General features: G+C 44.6%; 10 protein-coding genes. All 10 read left to right on the top strand.

Annotated elements, in window-relative coordinates; genetic code table 11:
• The first annotated feature begins 18 nt into the window (after positions 1-18).
• The 10 genes from HMPREF0623_RS08240 (at position 19) to uvrA (ending at position 13303) form a co-directional block, all read left to right on the top strand.
• Positions 19-378, top strand: coding sequence for a phage holin family protein (locus HMPREF0623_RS08240; RefSeq protein ID WP_002829937.1), 360 nt, complete (start codon positions 19-21; stop codon positions 376-378).
• A 15-nt stretch (positions 379-393) separates the two neighbouring features.
• Entirely contained in the window at positions 394-1332 is a 939-nt protein-coding gene (gene hprK, locus HMPREF0623_RS08235) for an HPr(Ser) kinase/phosphatase (RefSeq protein WP_002829936.1), read from the top strand.
• A 12-nt stretch (positions 1333-1344) separates the two neighbouring features.
• Complete coding sequence (gene lgt / locus HMPREF0623_RS08230; RefSeq protein ID WP_036671438.1) at positions 1345-2190, top strand: prolipoprotein diacylglyceryl transferase; 846 nt, start codon at positions 1345-1347, stop codon at positions 2188-2190.
• Positions 2191-2266: 76 nt separating this feature from the next.
• A complete protein-coding gene (locus tag HMPREF0623_RS08225; RefSeq protein WP_004166684.1) occupies positions 2267-3283 on the top strand; it encodes an NAD(P)H-dependent glycerol-3-phosphate dehydrogenase in 1017 nt (338 codons plus the stop codon).
• A 22-nt stretch (positions 3284-3305) separates the two neighbouring features.
• On the top strand, positions 3306-4181 hold the full coding sequence (gene galU, locus HMPREF0623_RS08220) for a UTP--glucose-1-phosphate uridylyltransferase GalU (protein ID WP_004166683.1): 876 nt from the start codon (positions 3306-3308) through the stop codon (positions 4179-4181).
• A 191-nt stretch (positions 4182-4372) separates the two neighbouring features.
• On the top strand, positions 4373-5296 hold the full coding sequence (gene trxB / locus HMPREF0623_RS08215; RefSeq protein ID WP_002831123.1) for a thioredoxin-disulfide reductase: 924 nt from the start codon (positions 4373-4375) through the stop codon (positions 5294-5296).
• A gap of 245 nt (positions 5297-5541) precedes the next feature.
• Positions 5542-7266, top strand: a complete 1725-nt coding sequence (locus HMPREF0623_RS08210) for a phospho-sugar mutase (RefSeq protein ID WP_004166682.1) — start codon at positions 5542-5544, stop codon at positions 7264-7266.
• 416 nt (positions 7267-7682) lie between these two features.
• Positions 7683-8312: an HD domain-containing protein gene (locus tag HMPREF0623_RS08205; protein ID WP_002829927.1), complete on the top strand. Its 630-nt coding sequence runs from the start codon at positions 7683-7685 to the stop codon at positions 8310-8312.
• A 131-nt stretch (positions 8313-8443) separates the two neighbouring features.
• Positions 8444-10447: an excinuclease ABC subunit UvrB gene (uvrB, locus tag HMPREF0623_RS08200; RefSeq protein WP_036671436.1), complete on the top strand. Its 2004-nt coding sequence runs from the start codon at positions 8444-8446 to the stop codon at positions 10445-10447.
• 12 nt (positions 10448-10459) lie between these two features.
• A complete protein-coding gene (gene uvrA, locus HMPREF0623_RS08195; protein ID WP_004166680.1) occupies positions 10460-13303 on the top strand; it encodes an excinuclease ABC subunit UvrA in 2844 nt (947 codons plus the stop codon).
• Positions 13304-13373: the final 70 nt, after the last annotated feature.

Here is a 13373-nt window from a genome sequence, read left to right as displayed (position 1 = left end):
AAGATTAGGAGAATGCAAATGCGCTTTTGGCAACGAGTATTAGTGAATGGAATTTTATTTGTCGCTTTAACGGGATTTTTCCAAAATAGCGGAAATTTCTACGTTTCTAACATTTGGATTGCGTTAGCGGCGAGCCTCGTCTTGGCGATTTTAAATGCTAGCGTGCGACCAGTTTTACAAATTATTTCGCTACCAATCACGTTATTGACCTTAGGATTTTTCAGCATCGTGATTAACGCGTTAATGCTGACGTTCACGTCGGCGCTGGTTGGTCCCGCTAACTTCTATTTTTCGTCATTCGGGATGACGATGTTGATCTCGGTGATTTTGTCGATTTGTAACATGATTATTTCGAATCATTTTTCCAATCGTTATTAAAGGAGGCCCATCGTAATGGCCGATAGTGTTTCAATTACAGAATTAGTTAAAAAAATTAGGCTCGACGTATTTTATGGGGAAGACCTGTTAGATAAAAAGCAGGTTACGGTTAGTGACATTTCCCGGCCGGGATTAGAATTAACCAATTACTTTAAATTTTACCCCCGCGAGCGAATTCAGTTGTTTGGTCAAACCGAAATTTCGTACGCAAAGGATAGCATGACGAGCGCGGATCGCACGGTTGTCTACAGTCAAATGGCAGATAAGCAAACGCCCGCCTTCGTAATTTCACGTGGACTTCCGGTGCCTAAGGAGTTAATTAAGGCGGCAAAGGATAACGGAGTGCCGATTTTAACGTCGACCCTCCCGACTTCCCGGTTATTAAGTAACATGACTAACTACCTAGAAGACCGTTTAGCTGAACGGGATTCGGTTCACGGGGAACTTGTGGAAATTTACGGACTAGGGGTACTGATCACCGGTGATTCCGGAATCGGGAAGAGTGAAACTGCTCTAGACCTTATTAAACGCGGGCACCGGCTGATTGCGGATGACCGAGTCGATATTTACCAACAAGATGAACAGACCTTAATTGGGGAAGCTCCCCAAATTCTCCGGCATTTGTTAGAGATCCGGGGAGTCGGAATTATCGACGTGATGAATTTATTCGGGGCTAGTTCGGTTAAGAACAGTACCGATATTAACCTAATCGTCCACTTACAAAATTGGGATAAGGAAACCCATTTTGATCGGCTCGGTAATGGTGAACAAACCCGGCATTTCTTTGATTTAGACATCCCCAAAATTACAATTCCGGTTCGTGTTGGACGGAACCTCGGGGACATCATCGAAGCCGCCGCAATGAACTTTAGGGCTAAAAATATGGGTTACGACGCTACAAAGGTTTTTGACCAAAACCTTAACGCGTTGATTAAAGATAACTCACAAGCATAGGAAGTGGATTTAGTGAATTTTAGTGTCGGAGCTTTAAATCCGATTGCATTTTCGTGGGGGAGCCTCCAGGTGCACTGGTATGGAATTATCATTGCCTCTGCCGTGGTCCTGGCAACCATTCTAGCGGTTCGGGAAGCGCGACGCCGGCGCGTGGATCCCGATCGCATCTATGATTTGATTTTATGGTCGCTGCCGGTGGCCATTATTAGTGCTCGCGCCTACTACGTGATTTTTGAATGGGGTTACTACCAAAACCACCTTTCCGAAATCATTCGGGTTTGGGACGGTGGAATTGCGATTTACGGTGCGTTGATTGGTGCAGGAATCGTAGTTTACCTATTTTGTCGATACTACTGGATTCCGGTTTGGTTGATGTTGGATATCATTGCTCCGGTGCTGATCATGGCTCAAGGAATTGGCCGGTGGGGTAACTTTATGAATCAGGAAGCCTTTGGGCGGGTGACCAGCCTAGCTTTTCTGCAAAGTTTACACCTGCCGCATTTTATTATTCAGCAGATGTGGATCAACGGTGCATTTCGTCAACCAACCTTCCTGTATGAATCCGTATGGGACATTTTAGGCTTTATTGTGTTAATGAGTTTACGTCACGTACCGAAACTTTTTAAACAAGGTGAAATCTTTTTGAGCTACGTGATTTGGTATTCTTTCGGCCGGTTCTTCGTGGAAGGAATGCGAACGGATAGCCTTATGTTATTGGGGATTCGGGTCTCCCAATGGTTGTCGGTAGTGTTATTTATGGGCGCGATTGGCCTGTTGATTTGGCGCCGGACACGGGTCCAAAATCCGGTTCCCGACTACCTGGATGGAAACCAGTTCGCACCAAAAGACCTTGAGTAAAGTACCTTTATATATGATAATGAGAGGGTACATATTTTTAAATAATTATATTTTATAGATTGTAAGGGGATTAATAATGGCAAAAAAAGTTGCAGTGTTAGGAGCCGGTTCATGGGGCAGTATTTTAGCAAACATGTTGGTTCAAAATGGCAATGATGTAGTTGCTTGGACAAACATGGAGGCGCAAGCTCAAGAGCTTAACGACCAACACACTAACGAGCATTACGTGCCAGGTTTCAAATATGATGAACGTTTAGTAGCAACGACGGATCTAGAATTTGCGTTGAAAGACGTTGATGCGGTGTTATTCGTTGTTCCTACTAAGGTAATGCGCTTAGTTGCTCAACAAATGGTTGCCGTTTTAGAAAAAACAAAGCAACAACCAGTGATTATTCATGCAAGTAAGGGACTTGAGTTAGGAACGCACAAACGCCTTTCTGAAGTATTGGAAGAAGAAATTCCAAGCCAGTACCGAAAGGCTATCGTAGTCTTGTCTGGCCCAAGTCATGCTGAAGAAGTTGCTAAACAAGACTTGACGTTGGTAACGGCGGCAAGCACGGATTTAGCAAGTGCTGAAATGGTCCAAAAATTATTTATGAACCACTATTTCCGCGTTTACACCAATGACGACATCATCGGCGTAGAGATGGGAGCGGCGTTGAAGAACGTCATTGCGATTGGCGCCGGTGCTTTACACGGCCTGGGATACGGGGACGATGCTAAAGCAGCCCTCATTACCCGGGGATTAGCTGAAATATCTCGTTTAGGAGTTGCCTTTGGCGCCAAACCACTGACCTTTATTGGTTTATCCGGGGTTGGTGATTTAATTGTTACGGCCACTAGTGTTCATTCTCGAAACTGGCGGGCTGGTAACGAACTTGGCCAAGGGATGCAGCTGCAAGAAGTTATCGATACGATGGGGATGGTCATCGAAGGGATTCCTTCTACCAAGGCAGCTTACGAATTAGCCCAACAAAAACATATCGAGATGCCAATTACTGAAGCCATCTACGATGTGTTGTATAATGATAAAGGTGTTAAAGAAGTCATTGATGACCTTATGCACCGGGATGGAAAATCAGAATTAGAGTAAATATTTGGAGGTTTGAGTTTTTATGACAAAAGTACGTAAAGCAATCATACCAGCAGCGGGATTAGGAACCCGATTCTTACCAGTAACTAAGGCTTCGCCTAAGGAAATGTTACCAATCGTGGACAAGCCTACGATTCAATATATCGTCGAAGAAGCACGGAAGTCTGGAATTGAAGATATTTTGATCATTACCGGAAAAGGTAAGCGGGCAATTGAAGACCATTTTGACGCGGTTCCTGAATTGGAAGCTAACTTAAAGGCAAAGGGCAAGAAGCAAATGTTAAAGATGGTTGAAGAAACCACCGGTCTGAACATGTACTTCAAGCGGCAAAGTCATCCCCGTGGTTTAGGGGACGCGGTTTTAACTGCGAAGACATTCGTTGGTAACGAACCATTTGTCGTTATGTTAGGTGACGATTTGATGGAAGACAAGGTTCCCCTAACTAAGCAACTGGTTGATTCGTTCGAAGATACTGGTGCTTCTACATTAGCTGTTTTACCGGTTCCTCACGAAGAAGTTTCGAAGTACGGGGTTATTGATCCATCTGAAGAAGTGGAAAAAGGCTTGTACAACGTTTCTAAGTTTGTGGAAAAACCAGCAGTTGATGAAGCACCAAGTAACTTAGCAATCATTGGTCGTTACGTACTTACTCCAGAAATCTTTAACATTCTCGAAAATCAAAAACCTGGTGAAGGTAACGAAATCCAATTAACTGACGCAATCGATACGTTAAACAAGAAGCAACGGGTGTTTGCGAAAGTATTTAACGGTGAACGTTACGACGTGGGTAACAAGTTTGGTTTCTTAAAGACCAACATTGAATATGGTTTGAAACATCCAGAAACGAAGGATGAACTTAAGGCCTACATCAAGGAATTGGCTAAAACGCTCAAATAAAAATTAACGATAGCTATTTAAGGGAGACTCGGACTTTTGGTCCCGGGCTCCCTTATTTATTTTCTAAGTTACTTGGTAACTTGCTAAGCATTAAAAATGCAATTTTTAAATTAGTGATTATAATACAGAATCATGGACAGTTATTAAAAGTAAGTGTATAGTGGATTCATTATCAGATATGGAGGATTATTATGGCAAAGCAATATGATGTGATAGTAATCGGTGCGGGGCCGGCTGGAATGACTGCGGCTTTGTATGCATCGCGTGCTAATTTGTCGGTGCTGATGCTTGATCGCGGAATTTATGGCGGTCAGATGAATAATACGGCAGCCATCGAAAATTATCCGGGATTTAAGTCCATCCTGGGACCAGATTTAGCAAAAGAAATGTATGAAAGCTCCACTCAGTTTGGCGCAGAGTACGCTTACGGAAGCGTCGAATCAATTCGTGACGATGGAACCACTAAGTTAGTGAAGACCGATATGGGTGAAGAATTTATCGGCAAGGCCATCATCATTGGGACCGGCTCAGAATACAAGAAGCTGGGCGTGCCTGGTGAAGAAGACTTTAGTGGCCGGGGAGTTTCCTACTGTGCGGTATGTGATGGTGCTTTCTTTAAGGGAATGCACTTAATCGTGGTCGGCGGTGGTGACTCAGCGATTGAAGAAGGTATTTACCTGACTCAATTGGCATCGAAAGTTACTGTTATTCACCGGCGGGACCAACTTCGGGCACAAAAAATCAGCCAAGACCGGGCGTTTGCTAACCCCAAGATGGAATTTATTTGGAACAGCAACGTAACCGAGATTGTGGGCGATGATAAAGTTACCGGCGTAAAGGTTAAAAATAACCAAACTGGCGAAGATTCTTTTATTGAAGCTGCGGGAGTATTTATCTACGTTGGGGTAAAGCCAATGACCGCTCCGTTTAAGGACTTGGGCATTTTAGATGAAAACGGCTGGATTCCAACCGATAACCTAATGCACACCAAGGTTCCGGGAATTTTTGCAGTCGGTGACGTACGGAAGAAAAACCTTCGCCAGGTTGCTACGGCAGTTGGAGAAGGCGGCACGGCGGGACAACAAGCTTACGAGTACATTCAATCGTTATCCTAAAAGTGTGAAGTCATTAACCATTTAAGAAAATTATGAAGCCTCCAGAAGCCAGGGAAGACCTTGGTTTCTGGAGGCTTTTTTGGTGAACTGGAGTGGTTTAATAATTAAAAACTTTTTTATGGATTAGCTGTACTTTATAATTATAGGTAATGGCAGAGTGTGATTTTTGGGTAAAACGCTTTCTGAGTGACTAATCGTATTGTATAATAAAAATTAAGTTACTCACACCGAGGAGGAATTTTTTAATGAACTGGGAAGATTCAGTTAAAGAATGGCAAGATTTTGCCGATTTAGATTTTAACTTAAAGCAAGAATTAAAAGAATTAGCAAAGGATCCACAAGCGCTAAAAGAAGCTTTTTATGCACCGATGGAATTTGGAACTGCAGGAATGCGGGGGGTAATGGGTCCGGGAATCAACCGGATGAACATTTACACGGTTCGTCAGGCAACGGAAGGTTTAGCTAACTTCATGGACACGCTAACTCCCGAAGACAAGCAACGGGGAGTAGCAATTAGTTTTGACTCCCGTTACCATTCGCAAGAATTTGCTTTAGAAGCTGCGGGTGTTTTAGGCAACCACAACATTCCAACGTTCGTGTTTGATAGTATGCGGCCTACTCCCGAACTTTCTTTTACGGTTCGTGAACTCGATACCTACGCTGGTATTATGATTACGGCTAGCCACAACCCTAAACAATATAACGGGTATAAAATTTACGGTCCGGATGGCGGACAAATGCCACCAATGGAATCGGACCGGATTACTGAATACATTCGGAAGGTCACCGATATTTTTGGCGTAAAAGCTTTGACGCAAGGCCAACTCCGTGAAAAGGGCTTAATGACCTTGATCGGCGAAGATATTGACCAGAAATATCTTGCACAAGTAAAGACGGTTTCCATCAACCACGACCTTATTAAAAAATATGGCGCAGATATGAAGTTGATCTATTCGCCACTTCACGGAACCGGAAAGGTAGTCGGCGGCCGTGCCCTTGAAAATGCCGGTTTCAAAGATTACACGATGGTACCAAAGCAAGCCATTGCGGATCCTGAGTTTGGCACAACACCATTCCCCAATCCGGAATTTGCCCAAACTTTTGATTTGGCGATTGAGTTAGGTAAAAAGCAGCAAGCAGACCTCTTGATTGCGACGGACCCTGACGCGGATCGGCTAGGTGCGGCCGTTCGTTTACCAAATGGCGATTACAAGTTATTGACCGGAAACCAAATTGCGGCGGTAATGTTAGAGTACATTTTAACCGCCCACGATGAAGCTGGAGACTTACCAAAGAACGCTGCAGCCGTAAAATCAATCGTTTCTAGTGAATTAGCAACCCGGATTGCGGAAGCTCACGGCGTAGAAATGATTGACGTTTTGACCGGATTCAAGTACATTGCCGATCAAATCAAACATTATGAAGAAACCAACGAACACACCTTTATGTTTGGCTTTGAAGAAAGTTACGGCTACCTTGTTCGGCCATTTGTTCGGGATAAGGATGCCATTCAAGGGATTGTACTATTGGCGGAAATTGCCGCTTATTACCGGAGTAAGGGTCAAACCCTTTATGATGGGGTGCAAAACCTCTTCACAACGTATGGCTACCATGAAGAAAAAACCATTTCAAAAGATTTCCCTGGTGTGGATGGTAAAGCGAAGATGGCAGCAATCATGGAAAAGGTTCGTGAAGAACGCCCAGACCATTTTGACGACGTTGCGGTGGTTGAAACCCAAGACTTCTTAAGTCAAACTAAGTACGCAGATAATGGCGAAACTTCGCCAATCGAATTGCCAAAGGCGGACGTTTTGAAGTTTAAGTTGGCAGATGGCTCATGGATTGCGATCCGCCCATCCGGAACGGAACCAAAGATTAAGTTCTATATCGGAGCGGTAGGCGAAAGTGAAGAAGCAACCTTGAAGAAGATCGAAAACTATGAAAAGGCAATTGATGGGTTGATAAACTAGAGTGCGCAGGGACCCGGGTAGATTTTGAGGATTAACTGAATATCGGGACTAATCGCGGTTTGAGCGATTGGTCCCGATATTTGGTTAACCGGAGAAAACTGGGTACCGGAGCACGTTTCGGCTATATAGCAGTGAAGCGCAAGTTTAACTAGATGTTAGGTTTGATCGCGGTTTGAGCGATCGAACCTAAAATTTGGTTAACCGGAGAAAGCTAGGTACCGGAGCACGTTTAAACTTATCCATCAATTTGATAACTCAATAAGCAAAGATTCGGCTAACGGCCGGATCTTTTTTAGTTTCCAGCTGTTTTAAAAGGGGGTGCTAAGCCAAGTTTGTTCCTCGGCGGAAAACTTTCACATTCCAGTTTATTTGTGATAGTATGTTAACAATTTAAATTTATTTAGGGGGAATTTTTTATGGGGATGCATCAATTTTTTAAGAGTTTAAGCAATTTAGAAACGATCTATCGGGCACCGGGCTTTTTTAAGTACCAAAAGCACTCGGTCGCGGAACATTCCTTCAAAGTGGCGGAAATCGCTCAATTTTTAGGCGACGTGGAAGAACATGCAGGAAACCAAATTAATTGGCGTTTACTTTATGAAAAATCCCTTAATCACGACTATAACGAACGGTTTATCGGCGACATCAAGACGCCGGTTAAGTATGCCACGGCCGACTTGCGGAAGATGCTGGCGAATGTAGAAGATTCAATGAAGGATAACTTCATTAAAAATGAAATTCCTGCTGAATTCCAAGCTGCTTACGAACGGCGTTTGTCAGAGGGCAAGGATGACACGATCGAAGGCCAAATTTTAGCGGTAGCGGATAAGATTGACTTGCTTTACGAATCGTTTGGTGAAATCCAAAAGGGAAATCCGGAAGACGTTTATACTGACATTTATAAGGAGAGCTTAACCACGATTGTTAAATATAAGGACATGCCGAGTGTGCAATACTTCCTCGAAAAAGTTTTACCCGAATTGTTAAATGAAGAGTTTACGGACCAACTAAAATTAGAAAAAATTAGTCGCACAATTATTCAATAGCAAAAAAATAGCGAAAGTATGTTCGGTGTGATAGAATAGTGGCAGTAACTCAAACGTTAATAATCAAATGGCTGAGAGCCAGAACCTAACGGGGTTCATCTCAGTTTTTTTGTGTGAATGGGGGAAAAATAATGATTGAACGCGAGGAAAATCGGCAGTTCGAACTAGTTTCTAAGTACCAGCCTACCGGAGACCAACCGACGGCGATTAAACAACTAGTTGATGGGATCCAGAAGGGTGAAAAAGAACAGATTCTTTTGGGTGCGACCGGAACTGGAAAGACTTTTACCATTTCAAACGTAATTCAGCAGGTCAACAAGCCGACGCTGATTTTATCACATAACAAGACGCTCGCTGGACAATTGTATGGTGAATTCAAACAATTTTTCCCAAATAACGCAGTTGAGTATTTTGTTAGTTATTACGACTATTACCAACCCGAAGCATACGTGCCTTCTAGTGACACTTATATTGAAAAAGATTCGTCCATTAACGACGAAATCGATGAGCTGCGGCATTCGGCGACGAGCTCGCTATTGGAACGGAACGACGTGATTGTGGTGGCCTCAGTTTCGAGTATCTTTGGTTTAGGGGACCCGCGCGAATATCGCGACCAAGCCTTATCACTACGCGTGGGGCAAGAGATTGACCGTAATCAATTACTCCGAGAATTAGTCGACATTCAATATGAAAGAAATGACATTGATTTTCAACGGGGGCGTTTCCGAGTGCACGGCGACGTGGTGGAAATCTTCCCGGCCGCTAACGAAGCCCACTCGATCCGGGTGGAATTCTTTGGCGATGAGATTGACCGGATGCGTGAGATGGACGCTTTAACTGGAGAAATTATTGGTGATCGCGATCACATCACCATTTTCCCGGCAACCCACTTTATGACTAACGAAGACCGGATGGAACACGCTATCGAAGGAATTGAAGCGGAATTAAAGGACCGGCTTGCAGAGTTAGAAGGCCAGGGTAAGTTATTGGAAGCCCAACGACTGAAGCAACGGACCACTTACGATATCGAAATGTTGCGAGAAATGGGTTATACCAACGGAATTGAAAACTATTCCCGGCACATGGACGGGCGCAAACCCGGCGAACCGCCGTACACGCTGCTGGACTTCTTCCCAGACGATTTCCTACTGGTAGTTGACGAATCCCACGTTACCATGCCGCAAGTTCGCGGGATGTATAACGGGGACCGGGCCCGGAAGCAACAATTAATTGACTACGGGTTCCGGTTACCAAGTGCGTTAGATAACCGGCCGTTGAAGCTTGAGGAGTTTGAAAAACACGTTCATCAAGTGGTTTACATGTCCGCAACTCCCGGGGACTACGAGACTGCTAGGACGGACCACGTGGTACAACAAATCATTCGGCCAACGGGATTATTGGATCCGACTATTGAAGTGCGGCCAATTATGGGCCAAATGGATGATTTGCTTGGCGAAATTAACCAACGGGTAGAAAAAGACGAACGGGTCTTTGTAACTACCTTGACGAAGAAGATGGCCGAAGACTTAACCGATTATCTAAAGGATATGGGGATTAAAGTGGCCTACCTGCATAGTGACGTAAAGACGCTGGAGCGAACTCGCATTATTCGTGATTTACGACTGGGCAAGTACGACGTCTTGGTCGGAATTAACCTGCTTAGGGAAGGAATTGACGTTCCGGAAGTTTCGCTGGTGGCAATTTTAGATGCCGATAAGGAAGGCTTCTTACGTAACACCCGTTCCATGATTCAGGTGGCTGGACGGGCGGCGCGTAACGAACACGGACACGTAATTATGTATGCCGACCACGTTACCCAATCCATGAAGGAAACCATCGATGAAACCGCGCGGCGGCGCTCGATTCAGGAAGCATACAATAAGGAACACGGGATTACCCCGCACACGATTAAGAAAGATATCCGTTCGCTAATCTCAGCTACCACGGAGACGGAAGACACTGGTGAAAAGGACGACTTTTTGGATGTGGACTTCGCGGATATGGATCGTAAAGACCAAAAAGAAATGATTGAAAGTCTGGAAGACCAAATGCGCGCGGCAGCTAAAGAACTTGATTTCGAAAGGGCTGCTAATCTGCGTGATACGGTATTGGAATTAAAAGCCCAGATTGATTAGGAGGAATTCCGTTTGGTAAATGATAAGATTATCATTCACGGTGCGCGAGCACATAACTTAAAAAATATTGACGTTACCATTCCGAAAAATAAATTAGTGGTGGTAACTGGTTTATCTGGTTCAGGGAAAAGTTCGCTTGCTTTCGATACGCTATACGCGGAGGGGCAACGTCGTTACGTGGAAAGTTTATCGGCATACGCTCGGCAATTTTTAGGCCAGATGGACAAACCCGACGTGGACTCGATTGACGGGTTGAGCCCGGCAATTTCAATTGACCAAAAAACTACTTCGAAGAACCCCCGGTCCACGGTGGGAACCGTTACGGAAATTAACGATTACCTGCGCTTACTCTGGGCGCGGGTGGGAACTCCCGTCTGTCCAAACGATGGAACGATCATTACTAGCCAAACGGTTGAACAAATGGTGGATCGGGTTATGGAACTTCCCGAACGAACTAAAGTACAAATTATCTCCCCAATCGTGCGCGCTAAAAAAGGGCAACATAAAAAGGTGTTTGCCAGCATCAAGCGGGAAGGTTTTGTGCGGGTTCGGGTTGATGGTGAAACCATGGATGTTGAAGAAGTTCCGGAATTAGAAAAGAGCAAGGCCCATTCCATCGACGTTGTCATTGACCGCATTGTGGTTAAGGAGGGGATTCATTCCCGACTCTTTGACTCATTTGAAGCGGCTTTACGATTAAGTAAAGGATACGCGACCGCCGATGTGATTGGCGGAGACCCCATTCTATTTTCAGAACACTATGCTTGCCCAATTTGTGGATTTACGGTGGGAGAGTTGGAACCCCGGTTGTTTTCATTTAACGCTCCATTTGGTGCCTGCCCAGATTGTGACGGGCTCGGGGTTAAACTGGAAGTTGATATGGACTTAGTAGTTCCTGATCAGGATAAAACGTTGCGGGAAGGGGCTTTGGCTCCTTGGAATCCAATTAGCTCCCAGTATTATCCAAAATTACTGGAACAGGCGGCGGAAAGTTTTGGCATCGATATGGACACGCCGTTCAAGGACCTATCGAAGGATGCACGGCAACTAATTTTATACGGATCCAAGGGAAAGCAATTCCATTTTCATTACGAAAATGACTTTGGAGGAGTGCGGGATGTCGATACCGAATTTGAAGGGGTCATTAATAATGTCAACCGCCGTTATCAAGAAACTAACAGTGACTTCACGCGTGACCAAATGCGGTCATACATGCGGGAGTTAACTTGTCAAACTTGTCACGGTTATCGCCTTAATCGGAAGGCGCGGGCGGTTAAGATTGCTGGTCAACACATTGGTGAGGTTTCTGAATTACCGATCGATCGTTGTACGGCCTTTTTTGAAAAACTTAATTTTTCGGAACAAGACACCGTCATTGCAACGCCAATTTTGAAGGAAATCCGGGACCGGTTGAACTTCTTACGGAACGTGGGGTTGGAATACCTGACCTTAAGTCGGTCGGCACGGACCCTCTCCGGAGGCGAAGCGCAACGGATTCGGTTAGCTACCCAAATTGGTTCGAACTTATCTGGAGTACTATATATCCTGGATGAACCTTCGATTGGGTTGCATCAACGGGATAACGATCGCTTGATTAGTTCCTTGAAAAAGATGCGTGATCTCGGCAACACCTTGATTGTCGTAGAACATGACGAGGATACCATGCGGGCAGCAGACTATTTGATTGATATTGGTCCAGGCGCCGGAGAAAATGGTGGCGAAGTAATGGCCGCGGGGACTCCCAAACAGGTTGAACGCAGTCGTAAATCGCTTACCGGACAATATTTAGCTGGTAAGAAGTCGATTCCAGTCCCTACTGAACGGCGGGATGGTAACGGCTTGGCAATCCAACTAAAGGGCGTTCAAGAAAACAACTTGAAAAACATTGACGTGAAGTTCCCATTAGGAAAGTTTATTGCCGTTACCGGGGTTTCGGGATCTGGCAAGTCTACCCTGGTAAACATGGTGTTGAAACGAGTTTTGGCACAAAAGCTTAACCGGAATTCGGAAAAGCCTGGTAAGTATAAGTCGGTCAGCGGAATCAAGAACATTGAAAAGGTTATTAACATTGACCAAACCCCAATTGGACGAACCCCCCGGAGTAATCCGGCAACTTACACGAGCGTGTTTGATGATATTCGCGGACTGTTTGCGCAAACTAACGAAGCTAAGCTACGTGGATACACAAAGGGCCGCTTTAGCTTTAACGTAAAGGGCGGTCGTTGTGAAGCATGTAAGGGTGACGGAATTCTGAAGATTGAAATGAATTTCCTGCCGGACGTTTACGTTCCTTGTGAAGTGTGTCATGGCACCCGGTACAATTCTGAAACTTTAGAAGTTAAGTATAAGGGGAAGAACATCGCGGAAGTTTTGGATATGACCGTTGAAGAAGCTGCTAAGTTCTTTGCGCCAATTCCTAAAATTGCCCGCAAGCTTCAAACCATCATTGACGTTGGGTTAGGATACGTGCATTTAGGGCAATCCGCAACTACCCTATCCGGAGGCGAAGCGCAACGGATGAAGTTAGCTGCTGAATTGCATAAAAAAGCTAACGGAAAAAACTTCTATATTTTAGACGAACCAACTACCGGGTTGCATACTGATGACATTAAGCGGTTGTTAGATGTTTTACAACGCCTAGTGGATAATGGCAACACTGTTTTGGTAATTGAACATAATTTAGACGTTATTAAAACAGCAGATCACCTAATTGATTTAGGACCAGAAGGCGGCGACGGTGGCGGACAAATCGTGGCTACCGGAACCCCCGAAGAAATTGCGGAAGTGGCCGAAAGCTATACGGGTCAATATTTGAAACCTGTTTTAGAACGAGATCGCAAGCTACAGAAAAAGTAATTTTATCAAATCTTAAGCGGAAATTAGACCATTAGATTGGTTAGATTTCCGCTTTTTTGTAGTACCGCGG

Source organism: Pediococcus acidilactici DSM 20284, assembly GCF_000146325.1.
In the GTDB taxonomy this organism is placed as follows: domain Bacteria; phylum Bacillota; class Bacilli; order Lactobacillales; family Lactobacillaceae; genus Pediococcus; species Pediococcus acidilactici.
This window is presented reverse-complemented; position numbering and strand designations above follow the sequence as displayed.